At 48.6% G+C, this 24,397-nt stretch carries 21 protein-coding genes, 4 tRNA genes and 1 pseudogene; 9 read left to right on the top strand and 17 right to left on the bottom strand.

Features of this window, described 5'->3' with window-relative positions; all coding sequences use genetic code 11:
* From BN93_RS13035 to rpsU, 16 genes and pseudogenes are all read right to left on the bottom strand, one after another.
* Positions 1-1,439 (bottom strand): annotated as a pseudogene (locus tag BN93_RS13035) (DNA-directed RNA polymerase subunit beta'); the annotation flags it as partial.
* A gap of 26 nt (positions 1,440-1,465) precedes the next feature.
* Complete coding sequence (gene rpoB, locus BN93_RS13030) at positions 1,466-5,278, bottom strand: DNA-directed RNA polymerase subunit beta (protein WP_044260798.1); 3,813 nt, start codon at positions 5,276-5,278, stop codon at positions 1,466-1,468.
* A gap of 223 nt (positions 5,279-5,501) precedes the next feature.
* Positions 5,502-5,882: a 50S ribosomal protein L7/L12 gene (gene rplL, locus BN93_RS13025; protein ID WP_009231220.1), complete on the bottom strand. Its 381-nt coding sequence runs from the start codon at positions 5,880-5,882 to the stop codon at positions 5,502-5,504.
* 110 nt (positions 5,883-5,992) lie between these two features.
* On the bottom strand, positions 5,993-6,511 hold the full coding sequence (rplJ, locus tag BN93_RS13020; protein WP_019188753.1) for a 50S ribosomal protein L10: 519 nt from the start codon (positions 6,509-6,511) through the stop codon (positions 5,993-5,995).
* A gap of 18 nt (positions 6,512-6,529) precedes the next feature.
* On the bottom strand, positions 6,530-7,222 hold the full coding sequence (gene rplA / locus BN93_RS13015; RefSeq protein ID WP_009231222.1) for a 50S ribosomal protein L1: 693 nt from the start codon (positions 7,220-7,222) through the stop codon (positions 6,530-6,532).
* Between the two features lie 20 nt (positions 7,223-7,242).
* Entirely contained in the window at positions 7,243-7,683 is a 441-nt protein-coding gene (gene rplK, locus BN93_RS13010; RefSeq protein ID WP_009231223.1) for a 50S ribosomal protein L11, read from the bottom strand.
* A 57-nt stretch (positions 7,684-7,740) separates the two neighbouring features.
* Positions 7,741-8,286: a transcription termination/antitermination protein NusG gene (gene nusG / locus BN93_RS13005; protein WP_009231224.1), complete on the bottom strand. Its 546-nt coding sequence runs from the start codon at positions 8,284-8,286 to the stop codon at positions 7,741-7,743.
* A 14-nt stretch (positions 8,287-8,300) separates the two neighbouring features.
* The gene (gene secE / locus BN93_RS13000) at positions 8,301-8,492 is read right to left on the bottom strand and encodes a preprotein translocase subunit SecE (protein ID WP_009231225.1); all 192 of its coding nucleotides are present in this window, start codon (positions 8,490-8,492) and stop codon (positions 8,301-8,303) included.
* 16 nt (positions 8,493-8,508) lie between these two features.
* Positions 8,509-8,581: transfer RNA gene (locus BN93_RS12995), tRNA-Trp, on the bottom strand.
* Positions 8,582-8,652: 71 nt separating this feature from the next.
* On the bottom strand, positions 8,653-9,843 hold the full coding sequence (tuf, locus tag BN93_RS12990; RefSeq protein WP_009231226.1) for an elongation factor Tu: 1,191 nt from the start codon (positions 9,841-9,843) through the stop codon (positions 8,653-8,655).
* 67 nt (positions 9,844-9,910) lie between these two features.
* Positions 9,911-9,982 (bottom strand) — tRNA-Thr (locus BN93_RS12985).
* 9 nt (positions 9,983-9,991) lie between these two features.
* Positions 9,992-10,064, bottom strand: a tRNA-Gly gene (locus BN93_RS12980).
* An 81-nt stretch (positions 10,065-10,145) separates the two neighbouring features.
* Positions 10,146-10,228: transfer RNA gene (locus tag BN93_RS12975), tRNA-Tyr, on the bottom strand.
* A 207-nt stretch (positions 10,229-10,435) separates the two neighbouring features.
* Positions 10,436-10,735, bottom strand: coding sequence for a ribosome hibernation-promoting factor, HPF/YfiA family (gene hpf / locus BN93_RS12970; protein ID WP_019188752.1), 300 nt, complete (start codon positions 10,733-10,735; stop codon positions 10,436-10,438).
* A gap of 26 nt (positions 10,736-10,761) precedes the next feature.
* Entirely contained in the window at positions 10,762-11,643 is an 882-nt protein-coding gene (locus tag BN93_RS12965) for a tyrosine recombinase XerC (protein WP_019188751.1), read from the bottom strand.
* A gap of 79 nt (positions 11,644-11,722) precedes the next feature.
* Positions 11,723-11,914, bottom strand: a complete 192-nt coding sequence (gene rpsU / locus BN93_RS12960; protein ID WP_009231228.1) for a 30S ribosomal protein S21 — start codon at positions 11,912-11,914, stop codon at positions 11,723-11,725.
* Between the two features lie 39 nt (positions 11,915-11,953).
* On the opposite strand from rpsU, the gene BN93_RS12955 reads away from it, so the two are divergent.
* From BN93_RS12955 to BN93_RS12915, 9 genes are all read left to right on the top strand, one after another.
* Entirely contained in the window at positions 11,954-12,439 is a 486-nt protein-coding gene (locus tag BN93_RS12955) for a hypothetical protein (RefSeq protein ID WP_198007527.1), read from the top strand.
* A 1,855-nt stretch (positions 12,440-14,294) separates the two neighbouring features.
* The gene (locus BN93_RS12950; RefSeq protein WP_019188747.1) at positions 14,295-17,525 is read left to right on the top strand and encodes a SusC/RagA family TonB-linked outer membrane protein; all 3,231 of its coding nucleotides are present in this window, start codon (positions 14,295-14,297) and stop codon (positions 17,523-17,525) included.
* Between the two features lie 29 nt (positions 17,526-17,554).
* Complete coding sequence (locus tag BN93_RS12945) at positions 17,555-19,231, top strand: RagB/SusD family nutrient uptake outer membrane protein (protein ID WP_019188746.1); 1,677 nt, start codon at positions 17,555-17,557, stop codon at positions 19,229-19,231.
* Positions 19,232-19,304: 73 nt separating this feature from the next.
* A complete protein-coding gene (locus BN93_RS12940) occupies positions 19,305-20,132 on the top strand; it encodes a hypothetical protein (RefSeq protein ID WP_019188745.1) in 828 nt (275 codons plus the stop codon).
* A gap of 290 nt (positions 20,133-20,422) precedes the next feature.
* Positions 20,423-20,734, top strand: a complete 312-nt coding sequence (locus tag BN93_RS12935; RefSeq protein WP_157462857.1) for a hypothetical protein — start codon at positions 20,423-20,425, stop codon at positions 20,732-20,734.
* 97 nt (positions 20,735-20,831) lie between these two features.
* Positions 20,832-21,785 (top strand): YitT family protein, encoded by a 954-nt coding sequence (locus tag BN93_RS12930; protein WP_083317624.1) that lies wholly within the window; start codon positions 20,832-20,834, stop codon positions 21,783-21,785.
* An 88-nt stretch (positions 21,786-21,873) separates the two neighbouring features.
* On the top strand, positions 21,874-22,188 hold the full coding sequence (locus tag BN93_RS12925; protein WP_044260794.1) for a DUF3467 domain-containing protein: 315 nt from the start codon (positions 21,874-21,876) through the stop codon (positions 22,186-22,188).
* A gap of 481 nt (positions 22,189-22,669) precedes the next feature.
* The gene (locus tag BN93_RS12920; RefSeq protein ID WP_019188741.1) at positions 22,670-23,044 is read left to right on the top strand and encodes a DUF805 domain-containing protein; all 375 of its coding nucleotides are present in this window, start codon (positions 22,670-22,672) and stop codon (positions 23,042-23,044) included.
* A gap of 52 nt (positions 23,045-23,096) precedes the next feature.
* Complete coding sequence (locus BN93_RS12915) at positions 23,097-23,351, top strand: hypothetical protein (protein ID WP_019188740.1); 255 nt, start codon at positions 23,097-23,099, stop codon at positions 23,349-23,351.
* Here the strand turns inward: BN93_RS12915 and BN93_RS12910 are convergent.
* On the bottom strand, positions 23,341-24,397 hold a 1,057-nt coding region (locus BN93_RS12910), incomplete at its 5' end, for a dihydrolipoyl dehydrogenase family protein (protein WP_019188739.1). The two genes, BN93_RS12915 and BN93_RS12910, sit on opposite strands and share 11 nt — an antisense overlap.

Genomic DNA, 24,397 nt, shown 5'->3' with positions numbered 1-24,397 from the left:
TTGAACGCAGTACAAGCCAAGGGGTGCAGCTGAATGGCCTTACCCTCGATAAGCTTGGGCTGGAAGGCCTGAATACCCAAACGGTGGAGTGTAGGCGCACGGTTGAGCAGCACGGGGTGGCCCTTCATCACGTTTTCTAGGATGTCCCAAATAACGGGTTCGCGGCGGTCTACAATCTTCTTGGCGCTCTTTACCGTCTTAACGATGCCGCGCTCGATGAGCTTGCGGATGATGAACGGCTTGTAAAGTTCGGCTGCCATGAGTTTGGGCAGACCGCATTCGCCCATCTTCAATTCGGGACCGACAACGATAACCGAACGTGCGGAGCAGTCTACACGCTTACCCAAGAGGTTTTGGCGGAAACGTCCGGCCTTTCCTTTGAGCGAATCGGAAAGCGATTTTAGCGGCCTGTTGCTTTCGCTTTTCACGGCCGAACTCTTACGCGAGTTGTCGAAAAGGCTGTCTACGGCCTCTTGCAACATACGTTTCTCGTTGCGGAGGATCACCTCGGGAGCCTTAATCTCAACCAAACGTTTCAGACGGTTGTTACGAATGATAACGCGGCGATAGAGGTCGTTGAGGTCGGAGGTGGCGAAACGGCCACCATCCAGCGGCACAAGCGGGCGCAATTCGGGCGGAATAACGGGGATAATCTTGAGAATCATCCACTCTGGGCGGTTGATTTCGGTGCTAGAACGGAAAGCCTCTACCACCTGCAAGCGTTTCAGAGCCTCGGTTTTACGTTGTTGGCTGGAGTCGTTATTGGCGCGGTCGCGCAGTTCGTAAGACAATGCGTCGAGGTCTAGGCCTGCCAAGAGGTCGTACACGGCCTCGGCACCCATCTTAGCAATGAACTTGTTGGGGTCGGAATCGTCGAGGAACTCGTTGTTGGGGTCTACCTGCGTTTCGAGAATGTTGAGGTACTCGTCTTCGGAAAGCAAGTCCATTTGGTGCGAGCCGTTAAGGTCTTCGCCCTCGCTATCCTTGCGGCCTTCTAGCACACCAGGCTTGATAACGATGTACTTTTCGTAGTACACCACGGTATCGAGTTTCTTTGTGGGCAAGCCCAAAAGATAGCCAATTTTGTTGGGAAGTGAACGGAAGTACCAGATGTGAGCCACGGGTACCACGAGTTCGATATGTCCCGAACGTTCGCGGCGCACCTTTTTCTCGGTTACTTCAACGCCGCAACGGTCGCAAACGATGCCCTTATAGCGTATGCGTTTGTACTTTCCGCAGGCACATTCGTAATCCTTCGTAGGACCGAAGATGCGTTCGCAGAAAAGACCATCGCGTTCGGGCTTGTATGTACGGTAGTTAATGGTTTCGGGTTTGGTAACCTCACCATACGAATTTTCCAAGATTTCTTCGGGCGAAGCCAATCCGATGGTAATCTTCGTGAAATTGTTCTTTACCTTTGTATCTTTCTTAAAAGCCATTTTACTTTTTCAATTAAGGGTGTGAATTAATCCATCTTGATGCTCAATCCCAGACCGCGTAGCTCGTGCAACAGCACGTTGAGCGACTCGGGGATGCCTGGTGTGGGCATCGGCTCGCCTTTGACGATTGCCTCGTAAGCCTTGGAACGGCCAACAACGTCGTCGGACTTGATGGTGAGGATTTCTTGAAGGATGTGACTGGCACCGAAGGCCTCGATGGCCCAGACTTCCATCTCTCCGAAACGCTGTCCACCAAACTGCGCTTTACCACCAAGCGGTTGTTGCGTGATGAGCGAGTATGGACCGATGGAGCGGGCGTGCATCTTGTCTTCTACCATGTGGCCTAGTTTCAAGAAGTAAGTTACACCCACGGTAGCAGGCTGGTCGAACTTCTCGCCCGTTTCGCCATCGTAGAGGTAAGTAGAGCAGAGACGGGGCAGTTCGGCCTTGTCGGTCCACTCGGAAAGGTCTTCAAGTTGTGCTCCGTCGAAGATGGGTGTTGCGAACTTCACGCCCAATTTCTTACCGGGAGCACCGAGGATGGCCTCGAAAATCTGTCCCAAGTTCATACGCGAAGGCACGCCCAAGGGGTTCAGCACGAGGTCGACGGGACGTCCGTCTTCGAGGAACGGCATGTCTTCCATACGCACCACCTTCGACACGATACCCTTGTTACCATGTCGTCCGGCCAATTTGTCGCCCACGCCAATCTTACGTTTCTTGGCAACATACACCTTGGCCATTTGGAGAATGCCCGAAGGCAGCTCGTCGCCGATGGTGATGGCGAACTTGCGACGCTTAAGCTCGGCATCCAGCAGTTTGTACTTGCGGATGTAGTTCATGATGAGCTTTTGTATCAAGTCGTTCACATGGGCGTCGTCGGTCCAGTCGCTAGACTGAATGCCATCGTATTCCAAGTTCTTGAGCGCAGCCGCCGTGAACTTGCTACCCTTATTGATAATTTCTGCACCCGTGTAGTCTTTAACGCCTTGCGACACCTTGTCTTCGGTGAGTTCGAGGAGTTTGTCTACCAGGATGTCTTTGAGGTCTTCGTTCTTAGCCTCGTATTCTTCGTCTATCTTGGCAAGTATAACCTTGTCTTGTTTCTTCGAGTCGCGGGTCTTAATGGCACGCGAGAACAATTTCTTGTCGATAACAACGCCACTGAGCGAGGGATTGGCTTTGAGCGACGAGTCTTTAACGTCGCCGGCCTTGTCGCCGAAGATGGCACGAAGGAGTTTTTCTTCGGGTGAGGGGTCGCTCTCTCCCTTAGGCGAAATCTTACCGATGAGGATGTCGCCTGGTTCGATACGTGCACCAATACGCACCACGCCGTTGTCGTCGAGGTCTTTGGTTGCCTCTTCGCTCACGTTGGGAATGTCGCTGGTAAACTCTTCCACACCACGTTTGGTTTCGCGGACGTCGAGCGAATACTCGTCTACGTGAACCGAAGTAAGCACGTCGTCGCGCACCAAACGCTCGGAAAGCACGATAGCGTCTTCGTAGTTGTAACCCTTCCACGGCATGTAAGCCACAAGAAGGTTACGACCCAAGGCCAATTCGCCATTCTCGGTGGCATAGCCTTCGGTAAGGATGTCGCCTGCCTTAACACGTTGTCCCTTCACGCAGATGGGGCGAAGGTCGATGGTCATGTTTTGGTTTGTACGGCGGAACTTGGGTACGCGGTATTCTTTCAGTGCAGGTTCGAAGCTTACGTACTCTTCGTCTTCTGTACGATCGTATAGAATACGGATGGTGGTGGCGTCTACATAGTCGATAACGCCATCGCCTTCGGCCGTAATCATGGTACGCGAGTCTTCGCAAACCTGTTTCTCCAAGCCCGTACCTACAATGGGGGCATCGTTGTGGAGCAAGGGCACAGCTTGGCGCATCATGTTACATCCCATCAGTGCGCGGTGACCGTCGTCGTGCTCCAAGAAGGGAATAAGACCTGCCGATACCGATGCAATCTGCTGCGGCGACACGTCCATGAGGTCTACCTCGGCGGGTTCCACCACGGGGAAGTCGGCATCTTGGCGACACTTTACCACATCGCGGATAAAGGTTCCGTCTTCGTTCAGCGGCGCGTTGCCCTGTCCGATGATGTGGTCTTCTTCCTCTTCGGCCGTAAGATACACCAAGTGCTTGTTGTTAAGGTCTACCACACCATTAGAAACCTTGCGGTATGGCGTTTCGATAAAGCCCAGTTCATTGATGTTGGCATACACACAGAGCGAGGAGATAAGTCCGATGTTAGGACCTTCGGGGCTCTCGATGGGGCAAAGACGACCATAGTGCGTGTAGTGAACGTCGCGCACCTCGAAACCAGCACGCTCGCGAGAAAGACCACCCGGGCCGAGTGCCGAAAGGCGGCGCTTGTGCGTAACCTCGGCTAGGGGGTTGGTTTGGTCCATGAATTGCGAGAGGGGGTTGGTGCCGAAGAACGAGTTGATGACGCTAGAAATGGTTTTGGCGTTAATCAAGTCGGTGGGTGTGAACACCTCGTTGTCGCGTACGTTCATACGTTCGCGAATGGTGCGACTCATACGGGCCAATCCGATAGAGAACTGGTTGGCCAGCTGTTCGCCCACGGTGCGCACACGACGGTTGCTCAAATGGTCGATGTCGTCAACGGTAGCGTTCGAGTTAACCAGCTGAATGAGATACTTGATAATCTCGATAATATCGTCTTTGGTTAACACGCGCGTATCCATATCCGTGTCCAAGCCCAGCTTTTTGTTGATGCGGTAGCGTCCTACTTCGCCCAAGTCGTATCGCTTGTCCGAGAAGAAAAGGTTTTGGAACACTTCTCTTGCACTGGCATCGTCGGCAGGGTCGGCGTTGCGGAGCTGACGATAGATGTAGAGCACTGCCTCTTTTTCAGAGTTGCTGGGGTCTTTGGCCAACGTGTTGAAGATGATGGAGAACTTGTTTGCAGCATCTGCATCCTTGTGGAGCAGCACAGTAGAAACGCCGCTGTCGAGAATTTCACCAACGTTTTCTTCTGTAATTTCCGTTTCGCGCTCCATAATCACCTCGTTGCGCTCGATAGATACAACTTCGCCCGTATCTTCGTCAACGAAGTCTTCGTTCCAACTTTTCAGCACACGAGCAGCAAGACGCTTGCCAAGAGCCTCCTTCATGTTCTTCTTGTTCACCTTAACCTCTTCGGCAAGGTCGAAGATTTGCAGGATGTCGCGGTCGTTTTCGTAGCCGATGGCACGCAACAGCGTGGTTACGGGCAACTTCTTCTTACGGTCGATGTAGGCATACATCACGTTGTTGATGTCGGTGGCGAACTCTATCCACGAACCTTTGAAGGGGATGATACGCGCCGAATAGAGCATCGTTCCGTTGGCATGCACGCCCTGTCCGAAGAAAACGCCGGGCGAGCGGTGCAGCTGCGACACTACAACGCGCTCGGCACCGTTGATAACAAAGGTACCGTTAGAGGTCATATAGGGAATTGTACCCAAGAAAACGTCTTGGATAAAGGTGCCGAAATCTTCGTGGTCGGGGTCGGTGCAGTATAGCTTCATCTTAGCCTTCAAAGGCACGCTATACGTAAGGCCGCGTTCTAGACACTCGTCGATGGTGTAACGCGGCGGGTCGATATAGTAGTCAAGGAACTCAAGAACGAAATTGTTCCGTGTGTCGGTTATGGGGAAATTCTCAGCGAATACCTTATACAAACCGTCGTTCTTGCGTTCCTCGGGGGGCGTGTCTAACTGTAAGAAGTCTTTGAAAGACTTTAACTGCACATCGAGGAAATCCGGATAGGGCATCGGATTGTGAACGCTGGCGAAATTTACTCTGTTATCAACAATTTTTGAAGCCATTCAATATTATATTATATAATGGATATAGGCGTATTCTATATGTTATCCGTATCGGTGCGAGGGGGCTTTGACTGTTCTTTTCTTTATTGAGAAAAGATAGATAGCCTGTACCTATGAGATATGGTGGGGGAATGAGAAGGTGTCTTTGAAAGTGATAAGACACAAAAAGGTTAGGACTCACCTACTGGGCAAATCCTAACCGTATTTCGGAGTTGGGGTTGTCTTACTTCAGCTCAACCTTAGCGCCGGCCTCTTCGATAGCCTTCTTCAGGTTCTCAGCTTCGTCCTTAGACATGCCTTCCTTCAAGGTAGAGGGAACACCGTCTACAAGGTCCTTAGCTTCCTTCAAGCCCAGGCCGCAAGCTTCCTTAACAGCCTTAACTACTTGAAGTTTAGCTGCACCAGCCTCAACGAGAACCACGTCGAACGACGACTTCTCTTCAGCACCACCAGCAGCAGCACCAGCACCGGGAGCGGCAGCAACAGCAACAGCTGCAGCAGCGGGTTCAATGCCATATTCCTCTTTGAGGACATTTGCCAACTCGTTTACTTCTTTTACTGTCAAATTTACTAATTCTTCAGCGATAGCTTTGATATCTGCCATTTTATTCTAAATTTTTAATTGTTTTTAATATAAGTGTTGTTGATTGACTTTTAATTGAACTCCCTCACGAACATCTTCTTGTCTATGCCACGAGAGGAAGACTCAACGAATTATTCAGCACGCTCGCCCAAAGTCTTGAGCACACCATGAATGGTGCCTGCGCTTGATTGAAGAGCGGAAATGACGTTCTTCGCGGGCGATTGCAGCAAGGCCACAATGTCGGCGATAACCTCGTTCTTGCTCTTAAGAGCTACCAGCTCGTCCAGTTTGTCGGCTCCCACATAGAAACTTTCTTCTGCGTATGCAGCCTTGAGAGCAGGAATTCCTTCCTTCTTATAGTCTTTCAGCAATTTTGCAGGTTCGTTCGCAACCGTGGTGAACATGATTGCGGTGGTACCTTTCAATGTGCCGTAAAGGGGTTCGAAATCAATGTCGGATGCCTCGAAAGCCTTGTGCAGAAGCGTATTCTTCACAACAGAAAGCTTAATTTCCTTCTTGAAACAAGTTGCGCGCAACTTGTTCGTCGCTTCGGCGTTAAGCCCGGCGAGGTCTACAAGATAGAAATGAGGATACTCCTTCAGCTTCTTACCGAGTTCTACGATGATAGTATCTTTTACTTCTTTCTTCATTTTACAAAACTTTTAGAGTTATTCAACTGATTTCGGATCAATCTTGATACCCTTACTCATTGTGCTTGAAATAAAGATACTCTTGATATACGTACCTTTAGCAGCGGCAGGTTTGAGCTTGATTACAGTAGCCACGAATTCCTTCGCGTTTTGGTAAATCTGCTCAGGAGTGAAAGAAACCTTTCCGATTGAGGTATGGATAATACCAGCCTTGTCTACTTTGAAATCTATTTTACCCGACTTGATGTCTTTCACTGCCTTGGCCACGTCCATCGTCACCGTTCCGCTCTTGGGGTTAGGCATCAGTCCGCGAGGGCCGAGGATACGGCCTACGCTACCTACCTTACCCATTACCGAAGGCATGGTGATGATAACGTCGATGTCGGTCCAACCACCCTTAATCTTTTCGATGTACTCGTCAAGACCAACATAGTCGGCACCCGCTTCTTTGGCAGCAGCTTCTGCATCGGGCGTACAGAGAACAAGAACGCGCACGGTCTTACCAGTTCCGTTGGGCAGCGTACAAACGCCGCGAACCATCTGGTTGGCCTTGCGGGGGTCTACGCCCAAACGCACGTCGATGTCGAGAGAAGCGTCAAACTGAGTAGTGGTGATTTCCTTCACCAACTCAGCAGCCTCTTTCAGTGTATAGGCTTTCCCTGCTTCAATCTTATCAGCTACTGATTTTTGCTTTTTTGTCAGTTTACTCATTTTCTTAATTGAAGTTTTAATTATTTACCAGGGAACTCCCCATTTACAGTGATACCCATACTTCTAGCCGTACCTGCGATAAGTTTCATGGCAGACTCAACCGTAAAACAGTTCAAGTCTTTCATCTTATCTTCAGCTATCACTTTGATCTGCTCCCAGGTGACAGAAGCTACCTTCTGTCGGTTTGGCTGAGCAGAGCCGCTCTTAACCTTGGCAACCTCTTTTAGTTGTACAGCTGCGGGAGGCGTCTTGAGCTCAAAGCTGAATGACTTGTCAGTATAGTAGGTGATGACAACCGGAATTACCTTACCGGCCTTGTCCTGAGTTCTTGCATTGAACTCCTTGCAGAACCCCATGATGTTGATTCCCTTCGAACCCAATGCTGGGCCTACGGGAGGAGAGGGGTTGGCAGCGCCACCTTTAATCTGTAACTTGATTAATCCAGCAACTTCTTTAGCCATTTGTTGTTAATATTAAAAATTGATTTTTGTTGAAAGCATCACGCCCGTAACTGCGCATCAGCCTTCCTTTTCTACTTGCATAAAACCTAACTCCAAAGGCGTTTTGCGCCCAAAGATCTTGACCATCACCTTCAGCTTGTGCTTCTCGGTGTTCACCTCTTCGATAACACCCATGAAACCGCTGAATGGCCCATCCGTAACCTTCACCGTTTCGTCAACAGAATAGGGGATGTCGATGTCGTTCTCCAATTCCGTGTTCTCCGCGGCGCCGAGCATCCTGTTGATGTCTGCCTGCGGCACGGGAGAGGGATTGTCCAATCCGCCAAGAAAACCTAAGACATTAGGCATGAACCTCAGTGTGTGCGCAACGTCCCCTTTAAGGTCCGCCTCGACGAACACGTAGCCAGGAAGACTAATCTTCTCTTTCTCCACGCGTTTGCCATTACGCAAAGACGCCTGTTTTTCCATGGGTATCAATACCTGAAAAACATGCGACTGTAGCATCGTGTTGTGTTTCAATTCGGCCTCGATGTATTCTTTCACCTTTGCCTCTTTTCCACTAACAGCACGAAGCACATACCAATTTTTCTGTGTTTCTGCCATCGTTCCTTAACAAATTAATGCGGATATATCCCACTCATGATGAACTTAAACGCGCTGTCCATGGCGAACACCACCAATGCAATGACTAGGGAAGCAGATAATACAACCATTGCACTGTGTGTAAGTTCGGCACGCGTAGGCCAAGTAGTATTATGCGCCAGCTCGTTGTAACAAGCCTTGCAGTAGTTTACTATCTTCTTAAACATATTATCTTCTTATTAGCACGGGAAGGAGGACTCGAACCCACGACCCTCGGTTTTGGAGACCGATGCTCTACCAACTGAGCTATTCCCGTAAGTAAGGGTTCCGCAACCGCATGCTGCGGAACCCCCTGGTATGCTTAATACTTAGCCGAAGCCAACCGTATTATTCAATGATTTCGGTAATCTGACCAGCACCTACCGTACGGCCACCTTCGCGGATAGCGAAACGAAGACCTACGTTCAGGGCAACGGCGTAGATAAGATCTACGGTGATTTCCACGTTGTCGCCAGGCATTACCATCTCTACGCCTTCGGGAAGAGTGATTTCACCCGTACAGTCCATCGTACGAAGATAGAACTGAGGACGATACTTGTTGCCGAATGGCGTGTGACGGCCACCTTCTTCCTTCTTCAGAACGTATACAGAAGCCTTGAACTTCTTGTGAGGCTTAATCTGGCCGGGGTGGCAAAGCACCATACCGCGCTTGATTTCGTTCTTGTCGATACCACGGAGCAACAAACCTACGTTGTCGCCAGCTTCACCCTCTTCGAGCAGTTTGCGGAACATTTCCACACCGGTAACTACGCACTTCTTGTCTTCGCCAAGGCCGAGCAACTCAACTTCGTCGCCAACCTTTACCTTACCCGTCTCGATACGGCCAGTAGCAACCGTACCACGGCCAGTAATAGAGAACACGTCCTCAACAGGCATCAAGAAAGGTTTGTCCACTTCACGAGGAGGCAGAGGAATCCAAGTGTCAACAGCATCCATCAGTTGCATAACCGAATCAACCCACTTGTCTACGCCGTTCAATGCACCAAGGGCAGAACCGCGGATGATAGGCGTGTTGTCGCCGTCGTACTCGTATTGATCAAGCAGCTCGCGCATTTCCATTTCAACAAGCTCAAGCATTTCCTCGTCTTCAACCATGTCGCACTTGTTCAGGAACACAACCAACTTAGGAACGTTTACCTGACGGGCGAGAAGCACGTGTTCGCGAGTTTGGGGCATAGGACCATCGGTAGCGGCAACTACGATGATGGCACCGTCCATCTGAGCAGCACCAGTTACCATGTTCTTCACATAGTCGGCGTGACCCGGACAGTCTACGTGAGCATAGTGACGTTTAGCCGTTTCGTATTCAATGTGAGCGGTGTTGATGGTGATACCACGCTCTTTTTCTTCGGGAGCGTTGTCAATCTGGTCGAAAGACTTAACGTCTTCAGAACCGAAGCCCTTCTCATGGAGAACCTTAGAAATGGCAGCGGTCAAGGTGGTCTTACCGTGGTCTACGTGACCAATAGTACCAATGTTAACATGCGGCTTGGTGCGCACAAATGTTTCTTTAGCCATAGCTTTGCTTTTTATTTATTAATTGATTTATCAAATGGTTTTCCAATGCAAAAAAGAACCGTGATAGAGCTGTAACTGAGAGTTGAACTCAGGACCTCTTCCTTACCAAGGAAGTGCTCTACCACTGAGCTATTACAGCATTGGTTAGAGCGGAAAACGGGGCTCAAACCCGCGACCCCCAGCTTGGAAGGCTAGTGCTCTATCAACTGAGCTATTTCCGCATGATGGCATTCTCGCCTCACTCTATCACACAAACAACGGTTGCATTGTTCATCGCGAGAACGCTAAACTTCTACTGAAAGTGGGTGGTGATGGATTCGAACCACCGAAGTCGAAAGACAGCAGATTTACAGTCTGCCCCATTTGGCCACTCTGGTAACCACCCTTATTTTTCGTTCGCACACCTTTATATATAGGTAGGTGCGCATACCCCTTAAAACCTTTTGTTGCGTTAGCCTGTTAAGCCCCCTGCCCGCCCTGCCCCAAGAGGGCAAAACCTTGCAGCCGTCTTTCAAAGCATGTAGCACGTGTTCTAAGACGGCTGCAAAGGTAGATATTATTTTTTATTCACCAAAATATTTCCGCGTTTTTTTTAGCGTTCGCGCTGTTTTTCCTTAATTTTCGTTAGTTGAACCTTTAAAGAGTCTACGCATTGGTCAACACTTTCCTCAAACGTGTCGCAAGTTTTTTCGGCAAAAGCGGTGTTCCCGGGGAACGTCACCGTTATGCTGGCTTGCTTGTTCATGGCCGTGGCGGGTTTCACCACCTTCAGCGACACGTCGGCTTTCTGCACCTGCTCGTAAGTCTTTTCCAGCTTAGACACTTTCTTCTCGATAAACGCATGCAACTGTTCAGTTGCGTCGAAATGAATCGCTTGAATTTTGATCTCCATAATATATCTCCTATCATTTAAAAAGGTTAGGCCCGTGGATGGGCTTTGTCGTATATCTTTCTTAGTTGTTCGAATGTGGTGTGCGTATATATCTCGGTTGTCGAAAGGCTTTCGTGCCCAAGCAGTTTCTTTACGCTCTCCAATCCCGCATCATTGTTCAGCATGGCCGTGGCAAAGCTGTGCCGCAGCACGTGCGGCGAACGTTTCTTCATCGACGTTACCTTGGCCAGGCTGGCGCGAACGCTGTTCTGCACCGCACCGCGCTTAACGCGTTCGCCCCGTTGGTCAACGAAAAACGCCTTGTCGCAACGCGCCACTTCGGCATCTCGCCGCGCGATGTAGGCTTTCAGCGCCGCCTCCAGCTCGTCGGCAAAAGGTATCAGCCGCTGTTTGCTGCCCTTGCCCAGCACTTTGATGACACGCGCCTCGAAGTCGATGCTGTCATCGTTGAGACCCACCAATTCAGCCAAGCGCATACCCGTAGAGTAGAACGTCAGCACGATGGTATAGGCCAGCAAGTCGCGATAGCTCTCGCCCACGGGCACATCGTCCAGCAGACGGTCCATCTCGCCTTCGCGCAAAAACTGCGGCAGCGGCCTGCTACGCTTAGGCCCAACCACCCCCCGAGCGGGATTTTTCTGCACATAGCCACGCGTCAGGCCAAAACGATAAAAAGAACGCAATGCACTCAACCGCCTTTGGATTGTAGTGGCACTGCATCCTTTATCCATCATGCTCTCCATCCAGTCGCGGATAAGGTCGGCATCTATTGCCTCCCACGAGAGCTGAGTATCCTTGTTTTTGAAAAACGCCTCGAAAGCGCGCAGGTCGTCGCCATAGCTGGCTATGGTCAACTCCGAGCGGTTAAGCTCATACTGCAGGTAGTTCAAAAATTGTTCTGTCGTCATACTCATTGCAGACCGATAAAGGTATCTGGCAACGAATTTACGCATTAAACTTTAAACCACCAAATTTTTCACCGACAAATTATTCTTCCATCGTGCGAAGCTTCTGCACGTAAACGGCATGCTCCATCTTGAGACGCTTCAGCACAGAGGGTTTGTCGTATTGTTGACGAGCGCGGAGTTCTTTAACTACGCCAGTCTTTTCGAATTTTCTCTTGAACTTCTTAAGCGCTCTTTCGATGTTTTCACCATCTTTTACGGGTACAATAATCATGTCTTGTTTTCTATTTTTAATGTTTAACTTATTCTTCGTTTGGGTGCAATGTCTACAAATTGCGGTGCAAAATTACACCATATTTTCCTAACGACCAAGTTTTTATGCCATTTTTTGCGCTCACGCATCCCGAAAACCATGTTTGATAAGCTATTATGCTGCATGCCGACAACTTTAAGTGCAGCACTTAAAGAGATGGAGGAAGATGCCGAAGGGGTTAAGGCGTTATGGAATTATAGTCAAACAGAATTGGATTTGGAAAGCCATAGCTGCATCATAAGCAAACAAGAGTCCTCCTTTTCCTCTGCGTTAGGGTTTATTGATGCCATGCAACGCACGTCTTGCATTCTTCAAACAACTATTTTCCAAATGCAATTCTGTTCGGCCATAAGCCACGCATTTCGTAGTGGCCACAACTTTCGGCCTTGCCACTTCAACCCCAAACGTTCGTTAACGCCTGTACATATTTTGGGTTTTGCCGAGCAAATGACTACCTTAATCTTGAAGGCGCAGCGGACTACATAGAGAGAACAAGGCAGACAAGATGCCCACAAACAAACGAAAGATAAACAGGAGACGATGGAAACAACGCCAAACATCTGATAAGCGGTATAATGATCCGATTGGTGCTTAATGCCCCTGCATAGCAACCACCCCACTCGTCTACATAATATAAGGAGTTGCCCCGCGTACGCTTTCGCACCGCGTGTGCCTTATCCTACCCCCACCCTTCCCCTCCACTTACTCGCCCACGCGCGAACTAAGCAGGCAGAAGAAAGCCAAGAAATGCTTAGGACCGGCAAACCAAACCGAATAGACACGTGTTATCTGTAACAGCAAAGTGCATCGCGCTTACCATTATATATATGGTCGACCACCACACTAATGCCCATTTCAAACAAACCGCCACACGCTTGGCATCTCCTGGGGTGAGGCCTTGTCAACCAACAACGCATACCACTCCCCTCTCCCCTTGGAGAGGGGTTGGGGGTGAGGCTTTTTCCCTTTTAAGAGGGGTTGGCGGTGAGGTTTTTGTCAATTTTTCAGCATAAATTTTAACATTATGAGTGCCATTTTCGTCACCAATCGTCAACCTCGCCGCAAAAAATTGATTCTCGCGAGAGTTTGCCTTGGGGCAAAAAGGAGTTAATCCACGAATGCAACAGAATGAATATTTATTGCAAAGAACAGCCGTTAGCACCAGATTTGGGGCTATTTTTGGCAAAATATGGTGCAATATGCCGCTAAATGCAGTGCGTTTTGGTGCAAAATACAATGCGTTTTGGTGCAAAATACAATGCGTTTTGGTGCAAAACGCAAGGTAAAATGGTGCTAAATGCAGCGTAAAATGGTGCAAAACGTGAAACGAAAAGCATAAAAATACACTGTAACGGTATAAACAAAACCCATCCGAACCATGAAAAACACGGCCAAAATGAACAAAATGACCGTTAAAAAGTGGAGTTTTAGGGGCTAAATGTAGGTAATTGGGGCTTAAAAAATACGAGCCGGCAACCAAAATAGAAAGGCAAAAGGGTGCAAAATGCAGGGTCTTTTCTCAAAAGTAGACATATCGGGAGACGTGAAAGACTAGAAAAAGTGTCCTTTTACCCATTTTACGACCTACTTTTTCGCTAGAACGGAATGAAAACTAAAGCCGTATTGTAAAATAAAAGATACCAATTTAAGTTTTTGAGTTGATGGGATTGTGAGTTGATAAGTGCTTTGAGTTTGTGAGTTTGTGAGTTTGTGAGTTTTTAGTTGATGAGTTGATGAGTTGGTGAGTTGAAGAGTTTGTGAACTTATGAGCTTATGACCTTGCAAACCTGTGAACTTATGAACTTGTCAACTCGTCAACTTGCCAACTTATGAATTTAAGCTATCACACGTGGCGTGTTAAGCAATACGGGGACAAAGAACATGCCGCAAGGGCTTTTGCAAGATGTTCGTTATCGCGCAACTTACATATATAATGAACAGACGAAACGCTCCGAAAAGCATTAAATGGGCGCCTTTAAGCACTAAAAAACAACCCAAATGCAAAAATATCGCCCCATTCACGCATTTTCTTTTCAAAAAGTTTGGCGTTTAAAAGATGTTTTCATAAATTTGCGAAACCTTGCATAGTGTCACCCAAAAGGCGGCAAAGCTAGACAAACTCTATTTAAAAGTATAGAAGACCACGCCCTCTGCACCAAGACTCGGATGAACGGCAACAGGTCAAATCCAATTGCTAGATGCAAACCCATGCGTGAAATACGGAGAAGAACACCCCGAAACGCTTGAATTAAGACTATTTCGCATGCCTATAAACATTGGTATAGGCGGTAGGAAGAACCTGATTTGAAACAAAATAGTAGTAATTTAAAACGTAAGTATTATGATCAAAAGGCTAATCTTATTCCTGACATGCCTATTCCTCACGGCAGGAATGGCACTGGCGCAAACGCGCGTGGGGGGAGTAGTCGTGGCTTTGCCAGACAACGAACCCGTGGTGGGAGCCTCGGTAAAAGTGGTGGGCACCACCAACGGCACCGTTACCGACATCGACGGAAAGTTCTCACTCTCCGTTCCCGCTAATGCCCAACTAGAATTCTCGTACATCGGCATGAAGAGCAAGGTGCTTACAGCAAAAGCCAACATGCGCGTTGAACTGGAAAGCGTAGACAATACCATCGACGAGGTGATGGTGGTGGCGTTCGGTACGCAAAAGAAATCGGCCTTTACTGGTTCGGCTGCTGTGGTTTCTTCCAAAGACCTTGCAAAGCGCGTTTCAACAAACGTAAGCTCTACGCTTGCCGGAACAGTGGCCGGATTTCAGATGCGTGAGGCATCGGGAGAACCTGGCGCAGACAATGGAAAGATGAACATCCGTGGCATATCCTCGCTAGAAGCCAAGACCGACCCATTAATCATTGTTGACGGTGCGCCTTATCCCGGATCGTTGAGCAACATTCCCCAACAAGACATTGAAAGCGTAACCGTGCTGAAAGATGCAGCAAGCGCCGCCCTTTATGGTGCGCGCGGTGCATCGGGTGTGATTCTGATTACCACCAAGCGCGGCAACACCAGCGAAGCCGTGGTTACGGTAGACATGAAGTGGGGTAGCAACAGCAGGGCCATTCAAGATTACGACGTGATTAAAGACCCAGGGCAATACTATGAAACATACTACGGCATGCTACGCAACAAGTACTTCTACACCGACGGGATGAGTGCAGATGCTGCCCATGAGAGAGCCAATAAGGAAATGCTTGCCCAATTGGGCTACAATGTATATACCGTGCCAACAGGCGAACAGCTTATTGGAACCGACGGCAAACTAAATCCCAAGGCCACGCTTGGCCGTTCGTACAAAACGGCCGACGGTGAAACATATTATATGACTCCAGACGACTGGACGAAAGAGGCTTACCGAAACTCGTTCAGGCAAGACTATAACGTGAGCGTAAGCGGCGGCAACACCCGTTCGTCGTTCTTCGCTAGCGCAGGATACCTGAAAGACAATGGCGTGATTCTTTACTCGGACTACGAACGTTACACCGCACGCTTAAAGGCAGACTATCAAGCAAAGAAGTGGTTAAAGCTGGGCGGAAATGTTGACTATGTGCATTCTAGCAAGAACCAAAATCCCAACATGGACGACGAGCTCAAATCCTCCAACTTGTTGTATTTCACCTCCATGATTGCGCCTATTTATCCGCTCTACGTGCGTACGCTCGACGCAAACGGCAACCCCGTTATACGCACCGACAAGAATGGAAATCCGCATTACGACTATGGTGTACCAGGAAGCAACTTTGTAGAGAATGCACCGCGTGCTTTCTCCTCACAGGGCAACCCACTTGGTGCAAACAGATACAACCAAAAGAACTTCTTGGTAAACCAATTTAATGGCACATTCAATGTTGATGTTATTTTCACCGACTGGTTGAAGTTCAATGCCACAAGCAACTTGAACTTTCAACACATAACCCGTTCAGACTACGACAACAGCCTGTATGGCTCGAAGGTGAACGTAAACGGCGAACTTACGAAGTTCCAATACTATTACCTGCGCACAAACAACGTGCAAACCTTGGACTTCCACAAGACCTTTGGCGACCATGATGTAAATGTGCTGGCCGGACACGAGTATTTCAACGAACAGCTGCGCTACCTCAACGCCACTGCAACAGGCGGTTTCTCGCCAAACATTTTAGAGTTAGACGCTTTCGCCACAAAATCGAACAGCCGTTCGTACGGCGAGCGTTACAATGTGGAAGGTTGGTTTAGCCGCGTGCTTTACAACTATAAGGAAAAGTATTACGGCTCGCTGTCTTATCGTAGAGACGCCTCGTCGCGCTTTAAGAAGGAAAACCGCTGGGGCAACTTCTGGTCTGTTGGCGGCGCATGGAATATCGAGAAAGAAAGTTTCTTTAACGTGCCGTGGGTTAACCACTTGGAGTTGAAGGTGTCGTTGGGCCAACAAGGCAACGATGCGCTGGGCAACAACTGGTATTTTGCAGACCAATACACGCTCTCTAAATCTTCGGCCACGACTATGGCTCCGTCATTTAGATTACCTGGCAACCCCGAACTTACATGGGAAACCACTACCAACCTAAACGTTGGTTTGGAGTTTTCGCTGTTAAAGAACTTCTTGCAGGGTAGCGTGGATGTTTATAGCAAAAAGATTTCGGACATGCTTTTCTGGCTTTCGCTACCCGAACTGTCAGGAACGCGTGGATATTATGGCAATATTGGAGACATGCGTAACAGCGGTGTAGAGGTTACGCTTACCGTTACGCCCATACGTACGCGCGACATCACTTGGAGCATAACGGGCATGTTGGCCCACAATGCCACTAAGATCTTGAAATTGCCGCGGCAGAAAACACAAGACTATGGAGGCTATGTGGACAATGGCACCGGCCACGAATGCTGGTACGAGGTGGGGAAACCCCTATATAACATGTTGCTGCCAGAGTATGCAGGCGTAAACGAACACGGACAGGCCTTGTACTATGTAGACACCGATGTGGCTGTTAAAGACCGCGGTTCGTTCCCCAACAAGAAACGCAATGGCACAACCACGAACATCTCTGAGGCATCGTTCTACGAGCAAGGCTCGGTCATGCCAAAGGCATCGGGCGGATTTAGCACAACAGTAGAGGCTTATGGGTTTGATGCCACTGTTGCGTTCGACTATCAGTTGGGCGGAAAGGTGTACGATTCCAGATACGCAGCCTTGATGAACCCTGTTGAGTCTCAGGCTTCCGGTTCTAATTTCCATAAGGATGTGCTCAAATCGTGGACGCCAAACAACACCGCAAGCAACATCCCACGTTTCCAGTATGGCGAAAATTATTCAGCTAAGAGTTCCAACAGATGGCTTACCAACGCCACGTACCTCAACTTCCAGTCGTTTACAGTGGGCTACACCTTGCCCAAAACGTTTACCAATAAGTATAAAATCTCTACACTGCGTGTTTATGTAGCAGGAGAAAACCTCTGTTTCTGGTCGGCTCGTAAAGGATTCGACCCTCGCTACTCGTTCGACGGCAACAAGTCGGTGGGCTCTTACTCGCCAACGCGTAACATCACGGGTGGACTACAAGTGACATTCTGATTTAGACCTAATTTTAAAGAATATTGTTTATGAAACATATAGCAGTAAAACTGATAGCCTCTTTTTGGGCATGCGCATTGCTCTCAGGATGTATTGAAGAAGTGGATCCGCAGGGCAGAATTATAACGGGAAAACAGTTGGGCGAAGCACCAAACGCCTTTGAGAAGGCTGTGGATGCAACAACATCCACACTCGTGGGGCAATTCTATTATAGACCAACAGCTACTTTTGTGTATGATGCAGGCTACCCATGTTTCTTCTTGGAGCGCGACGCCATGGGACAAGACATTGCCGTGGTGGGTAAGAACAACCATTACGATTCCTGGTATTCGGTGAGCGAGGTGCTTGGACCAGGTTATGCGATTTGCCAATTGCCTTGGACCTATTATTCGAAGTGGCTAAAGAATTGTAACATCGTTATTGGGATGGCGGGCGAGAACCCCGAACCAGCTCGACGTACAGGCGCAGGCATCGCTCGTGCCATGAGAGCCATGTTCTACATGGACATAGCACGCATGTATGCAGCAGAGCCTTACTCGCTAAACAAAAAGGCAGAAACAACGCCTTTGGTAACGGAGAAAACAACGAACGAGGACTTGTATAACAACCCACGCAAAAGCAATGAGGAAATGTGGGCGTTCATCTTGTCGGACTTGGATAAGGCAGAAGAACTGCTGAAAGGGTATGTGCGCCCTGACATACGGAAACCGGACGTGAGTGTGGTTTATGGACTGAAAGCACGCGCATACTTGGAAACACAAGATTGGGCGAACGCTGAGAAATATGCGAAATTGGCACAAGAAAAGTACACAATGATGGACGAGGCGGCATATACCAGCAAAGAACTCGGCTTTAATTCGCCTAATAAGGCGTGGATGTTTGGCGTAAAGTATAATGAGGAAGACCCAAATATCCGCTTGAACGACGCAGACTCGTCTTGGGGGTCGGTGATGCTGAACGAGAGTTTGTCGGGCTGCGGCTACGCATCGAACTACGGCGGACTGATGAATATCGACCGACATCTGTTTGAAACCATCCCCACTACCGACTGGCGCCGCAAGGTGTTCGTGGATTTTGCCTTAGACGACCTTTCGGAAGACGATCAAAGAGAGGCTCTGCGCACCTATGCGTATAAAGAAGACGTGAAGTATTGCAAGCAAATTATGGCTAGTGCGGCTGCAGCGCAGCTTAATGTGGGCGGCATCCAACTGAAATTTAGAAACGCAGGGGGAGTAGCAGGCCGTGAAAATCAACACGTAGGTTTTGCCGTTTGGGCTCCACTGATGCGCGTAGAAGAGATGAAACTCATTGAGATCGAGGCTGTGGGCATGCAAGATGAGGGCAAAGGCATCGCACTGCTTACTGAATTTGCCAAGACACGCGACCCGAATTTCGTGTACGGCAAGCATAATGAGGCATACGGAAACACGGCTACCTCTGCTTTCCAAAATGAAGTTTGGTGGCAACGCCGAGTTGAATTGTGGGGAGAGGGCTTTGCAACCTTCGACATAAAGCGACTTAACAAGGGTATCATACGTAACTATCCTCGTACCAATCATACGGCGGGCTATCGCTGGAACACCACCGCTTATCCTAAGTGGATGAACCTCTGTATCATCGAAACGGAACTTAGATATAACAGAGCTTGCACGAATAACGACATCCCTATGCACCCCCAAAAGGATTCGGAAGAACACCAGTTCTGATGACAACAGCGGGAAGGCGTATTTTCAAAGCACGCCTATTATATAATGTAATAAACTAAACGAAGTATTTACAATGAAACATAATATTATCAATTATGCATGGGCTTTGTTGGGCTTGGCTTTCATGGCTGCATGTGCTGACGAACAAGGTTCTGAACCTGGAAACGACAACACCGCCGTGGCTACGATATACCAACTTGACGCCAAAGATCCACTAAACCCCGATAACGACATGCTTTTGCGTGTGGCTACCAACAGCAAAACTGATGCTGTTTACTACGCAAGCATACCTAAGGCTGAATTTGAAACAAAGATGCAGCAGGGAGGTGAAGAGGCTATTAAGGACTTTGTGATTGCAAGCGGAACGAAAGTGAAAGATTTGTCGGGCGGCGCGGTGGCTGATGTTGCCGTTGAAGGCATGACAGGAGAATATAAAGTGGCAGTAGTGGCCACGGGCGCAGGTGCCAAAACGCTTAAAGTGTTCGACTTCACTGGATTGTCATGGAGTGATATGGCTAAGGGAACTTATACTTTCGCGCTTGTGTCGTTCGGTGAGAACAAGGAACAGGTTATAAAAGACGTTGTATTGCAGAAATGTGAAAACCGGGAAGGGCTTTACCGACTAAATAAGGTTTATAACGGTAAAAGCAACATTAAGTTCACCCTGTTGAATGCTAAGCAAGACGATTATCAATTTGTTGCCGTTTCCACACAAGCCACCGTTCTGAACGGCGTTTATATTCGCGACCTTGCCACAAAAGAAAACAACCAGGCATTTGCAACAGACGCAGAGAAAGGTTGCAAGCTATACAAGGACAACAAAGTGACGCTAGTTTTAAATTACTTTACCGCAAAAAATGACTATGGCGCTGTTGTTGAGACATTCGTTCCTAACCCATAGCACTGGCACATTGGCTTGTAGTGCTTGTTAGACTGCACAGCTTTCCGATTAAACATCAAGGCGGACTTAACGCTCCTTTTGTGAGAGAACGTTGAGTCCGCCTTTGTGTGTAAATTCAGTTCATCCGTTTTATGATTTCTCGGTGTGTTATATAACCGTAAGTATAGCTTGTCAATTTACTTGGCGCGAAGGCCTAAGGACCAGCTTAGCCCACCCTCCTCACTCCTCTTATTAGATGATGTTCTTGTGTATCCCAGCCAGTAAGAATTTGTATTTACGGCCGTGTGCAAATGAAAGGACGAGTAATGGGACTTGTTTTGAAGGCAGTTAGCGACTTTACGGCCGAATTGTGTTTGGTAACGACCCTCGTAATGGGACTTGTTTTGAAGACAGTTGGCGACTTTACGGCCGAATTGTGTTTAGTAACGACCCTAGTAATGGGACTTGTTTTGAAGACAGTTGGCGACTTTACGGCCGAATTGTGTTTAGTAACGACCCTAGTAATGGGACTTGTTTTGAAGGCAGTTGGCGACTTTACGGCCGAATTGTGTTTGGTAACGACCCTCGTAATGGGACTTGTTTTGAAGACAGTTGGCGGCTGAGGTACACATTAATTCTTTGCTCCACCCCATATTTTTTATTTCGTTGCTTTCTTTTTTCACGATTATTGCGTATCTTTGTCGCATAAAAAACCAAAGTATGTTGACGTTAAAAAGATACACGCTACTAAAAGATCTAGTATTACTAACTATCGCCATGTTCATCGGCAGCTTGGGATGGGCCATCTTCCTGCTTCCGAATCACATCACCACGGGTGGCATACCAGGCTTGGCATCCATTCTTTACTGGGGTTGGAACATTCCGGTGCAAGTTACTTTCTTGGGCGTAAACGCCCTTTTGTTGCTCATTGCCTTAAAGGTACTGGGTTGGCAGTTCTGTCTTAAAACGCTCTATGCGGCTGTGATGTTCACGCTTTTCAGCGCATTGGGGCAGCATTGGATGGAAGGCTCCACGCTTTTGCAAGGCCAACCCTTCATGGCCATCGTGCTGGGTGCGGCCAGTTTAGGCAGCACCGTGGGATTGGGACTGGCCAGCAATGCCTCAACTGGCGGCACCGACGTGGTTGCGGCCATGATTAACAAGTATCACGACATTTCGCTTGGCAAGCTCATTTTGCTGGTAGACATTTCTATTGTCACAGCCAGCTACGTGGCCTTGCGCAATTGGGAGGAAGTGATTTACGGCTACGTATTCCTCTTTATCTTCTCCATCTGCGTAGATAAGGTGGTGAACATGATGCACCAGTCGGTGCAGTTCTTCATCATCTCCGACAAGTACGAGCAGATAGGGCGTGCCATCAACGTAAATGCGCAACGCGGTTGCACCACCATCAGCGGTCATGGCTTTTATTCGGGGCGCGAGGTGAAGATGCTCTTTGTCTTGGCTCGCCAAACGGAGTCGGGCAAGATATTTTCCATCATCAACGAGATAGACCCCGCCGCCTTTGTGTCGCAGAGTTCGGTAATTGGCGTTTACGGTTTGGGTTTCGACAAGTTCAAGGCCAAACGCAAGAAGAACAAGATGATGAAAGAACAAGCCGAGCGACTGGGCGTTGACGTGTCGCCCGACGAGAACCTTACGACAAAAGCGTAAAACATTAAATACAGACTCTTATATATATAATAGGACTTGCCCATGAACACGAACGTGTGGCTAGTCCTTGCTTAACACCAATAAAGATATGGATCAGAAACAACCAGTTCCCTTTGAAATGGACTTGAAACCCGAAATAGCTTCGGGCGTGTACTCTAACTTCGTGCTCATCTCGCATTCGCCAAGCGATTTCATTCTCGATTTCGCCCGCATCCTGCCTGGCATGCCTAAGCCCGAAGTGGCTAGTCGCATCATCATGGCACCCGAACATGCCAAGCGTTTGCTCATGGCCTTGCAAGAAAACATCTTTAAATACGAACAAGAGTTCGGCAAAATCCAGTTGCCCCACGAAGGTTCTCGCACCATCGCCCCATTTAACGTGGGCGGGAACGGCGAGGCCTAAAAGGTAAAAAGCTAGTTGGAGCAGTCGGACTGATCGGACCAATCAGACATGTCGGACCTGTCAGACCTGTCGGACCTGTCGGACTAGTCAGACCAGTCCGACTAGTCCGACTTTTCTCTCTTCCCCTCTTCCCCTCACAATTCACTATTACTTCCTTTTTAATCATATCAAATTCCTAAAAAAGAGTTATAATCAAGAAAAATGCAAAAAAAGCGATGAAACACAATGCCAATTTAGAAATTTTCGTTTATCTTTGCATCATGGAAGTTCGCCACACACCTTAACAAGTATGTTTTCTTGCAGCAGACAACCTCTAACAAGGCGGGGGCAAGCCAGCTAAACGAAAACAACATGTTGCAGTCGCGATGTGGCACAACCCTTTATGGCGGGCACATCACCCCATTAAGACTTTAATTACTAGTGTCACACAACACAACATAAACTTATAACAGAATTTATCAATAACTTAAACTTTTACATTATGGACATTATTGGAAATTACAAAAACGTCTTAACTAAGAAGTATTCAGACTTTAAAGGCCGTGCCGGCCGTACAGAGTATTGGCTATTCGTGCTCGTTAACGTTGCAATTAGTATTGTTTATCAGATTCTCGTCTCAGTATCAGGAGACAACGCAACAGCGAGATTAGTCATTTCAGCCATCTTTGGCCTGTTTTACCTGGCGATATTGGTTCCGGGCTTAGCAATAAGCGTTCGCCGCATGCACGACATCGGTAAGGGTGGAGAATGGATCTTCATTAACTTCATACCTGTCATTGGTGCGATTTGGTTCCTCGTTCTTTGCATCAAAGAAGGTGAACCCGCCGCCAACCGCTTTGGCGAACCACAACCCTAAATAAGATTCAACATTAGCAAATCGCCTCTTCCTCTGCCCCAAAGCAACTGCAATGGGTGAAGGGGAAGAGGCTTTACGCTTTTTAGCATGTATCCGCAAGGAAACCATGCGCCCCACTCCACCATTTAATCTTTTTCGCTCGATAGGCCTATACGCCTTATATTTTGGCCGCAAAAGAAAGCCTGCACCTAGGTGGCTTTATGATATAACCACACTGGGCGCAGGCAAATTCATGAAGGTAAAATTCGTGTTTGGGCGCGACTTGCGTTTGTGGCTAGCCACACCTCATAAGGCTGTTAAGGCATAAAGGCCATGTCTTGCAGTATCTCGCTGAGCGTGGGATGCGTGTGAACAATTTCGCCTAGCTGCGTGAGCGTGGCACCAAAATTCATCAGCACGGCAACCTCTTGTACAATGAAAGCTGCATTTTCTCCATAGAGATGACAGCCCAGAATGCGGTCTTGCTCGTCGGTCATCAGCTTAATCATGCCTTCTGTGGCGTTTCCTGCGTTGGCCTTACCGTTAGAACGGTAGTAGCCCTTACGACATTTGTAGGCCACACCCTGCTCCTTGCATTGGTCTTCGCTCAATCCAACACTTCCCACTTCGGGATGTGTGAAGATGGCAGCAGGCACAACGTTGAACAAAATGCGGTCTGTATGCCCCACAATGTGGTTAACGGCCCTGAAACCTTGGAACGTTGCGGCATGCGCCAGCATCTGTTTGCCGTTCACATCGCCAATGGCATACACGCCGGGAACATTGGTTTGCATGTTGTCGTCGGTGGTTATGCCAGCCTTTGTGTAGATGATGTCGGTGTTCTCCAAATCCAGTGCGTCGACGTTTGCCGCACGCCCAGTGGCCATCAGCACCAGTTCGGCATCGGCGAATGCCTCTTTGCCCTTCTTCTGATAGTGCACACGCAGGGTGTTGCCCTCCGCTTGTTCAATCTTTGTTACGCCCGATTGCAGCGCAAACTGCACACCGCGTTGTTCCAACTGCTTGCGAAGTCGTTTGGCGATGTCGCTGTCAAGTGCGGGAAGGCACTCTTTCAGAAACTCAACCACCATTACTTCGCAACCAAAGCTGCGGTAGATGCTGGCAAATTCCATACCGATAACGCCCGCACCGATGATGCAAAGACTGCGTGGAACGTGGTCGAGGCAGAGCAGTTCGGTAGAGGTAATCACGCCATTGAGCTGCGCGCCCTCTACGGGCAGCACCTTTGCCGACGACCCCGAGGCGATGATGATGTTGTCGGCAGTGTATTCTTCGCCGTTCGCAACGAGTGTTTTGTTGGCCGTAAAGCGCGCCTCGCCCCTTACGAAAGTAACTCCGGGCATCGACATTAGC

Source organism: Prevotella conceptionensis 9403948, from assembly GCF_000312305.1.
In the GTDB taxonomy this organism is placed as follows: Bacteria; Bacteroidota; Bacteroidia; order Bacteroidales; family Bacteroidaceae; genus Prevotella; species Prevotella conceptionensis.
Note: the sequence above shows the minus strand (reverse complement) of the source record. Positions and strands in the feature narration are given on the sequence as shown.

Bases quoted from the DNA above. Each gene is read 5' to 3' on its own strand.
- hpf (WP_019188752.1), bottom strand. From the start codon at position 10,735: ATGGAGATCAAAATTCAAGCGATTCATTTCGACGCAACTGAACAGTTG.
- BN93_RS12950 (WP_019188747.1), top strand. From the start codon at position 14,295: ATGATCAAAAGGCTAATCTTATTCCTGACATGCCTATTCCTCACGGCA.
- BN93_RS12930 (WP_083317624.1), top strand. From the start codon at position 20,832: ATGTTGACGTTAAAAAGATACACGCTACTAAAAGATCTAGTATTACTA.
- rplA (WP_009231222.1), bottom strand. From the start codon at position 7,222: ATGAGTAAACTGACAAAAAAGCAAAAATCAGTAGCTGATAAGATTGAA.
- BN93_RS12925 (WP_044260794.1), top strand. From the start codon at position 21,874: ATGGATCAGAAACAACCAGTTCCCTTTGAAATGGACTTGAAACCCGAA.
- secE (WP_009231225.1), bottom strand. From the start codon at position 8,492: ATGTTTAAGAAGATAGTAAACTACTGCAAGGCTTGTTACAACGAGCTG.
- tuf (WP_009231226.1), bottom strand. From the start codon at position 9,843: ATGGCTAAAGAAACATTTGTGCGCACCAAGCCGCATGTTAACATTGGT.
- BN93_RS12965 (WP_019188751.1), bottom strand. From the start codon at position 11,643: ATGACGACAGAACAATTTTTGAACTACCTGCAGTATGAGCTTAACCGC.
- BN93_RS12935 (WP_157462857.1), top strand. From the start codon at position 20,423: ATGAAAGGACGAGTAATGGGACTTGTTTTGAAGGCAGTTAGCGACTTT.
- rpsU (WP_009231228.1), bottom strand. From the start codon at position 11,914: ATGATTATTGTACCCGTAAAAGATGGTGAAAACATCGAAAGAGCGCTT.
- BN93_RS12915 (WP_019188740.1), top strand. From the start codon at position 23,097: ATGGGTGAAGGGGAAGAGGCTTTACGCTTTTTAGCATGTATCCGCAAG.
- rplK (WP_009231223.1), bottom strand. From the start codon at position 7,683: ATGGCTAAAGAAGTTGCTGGATTAATCAAGTTACAGATTAAAGGTGGC.
- BN93_RS12945 (WP_019188746.1), top strand. From the start codon at position 17,555: ATGAAACATATAGCAGTAAAACTGATAGCCTCTTTTTGGGCATGCGCA.
- BN93_RS12940 (WP_019188745.1), top strand. From the start codon at position 19,305: ATGAAACATAATATTATCAATTATGCATGGGCTTTGTTGGGCTTGGCT.
- rpoB (WP_044260798.1), bottom strand. From the start codon at position 5,278: ATGGCTTCAAAAATTGTTGATAACAGAGTAAATTTCGCCAGCGTTCAC.
- rplL (WP_009231220.1), bottom strand. From the start codon at position 5,882: ATGGCAGATATCAAAGCTATCGCTGAAGAATTAGTAAATTTGACAGTA.
- rplJ (WP_019188753.1), bottom strand. From the start codon at position 6,511: ATGAAGAAAGAAGTAAAAGATACTATCATCGTAGAACTCGGTAAGAAG.
- BN93_RS12920 (WP_019188741.1), top strand. From the start codon at position 22,670: ATGGACATTATTGGAAATTACAAAAACGTCTTAACTAAGAAGTATTCA.
- nusG (WP_009231224.1), bottom strand. From the start codon at position 8,286: ATGGCAGAAACACAGAAAAATTGGTATGTGCTTCGTGCTGTTAGTGGA.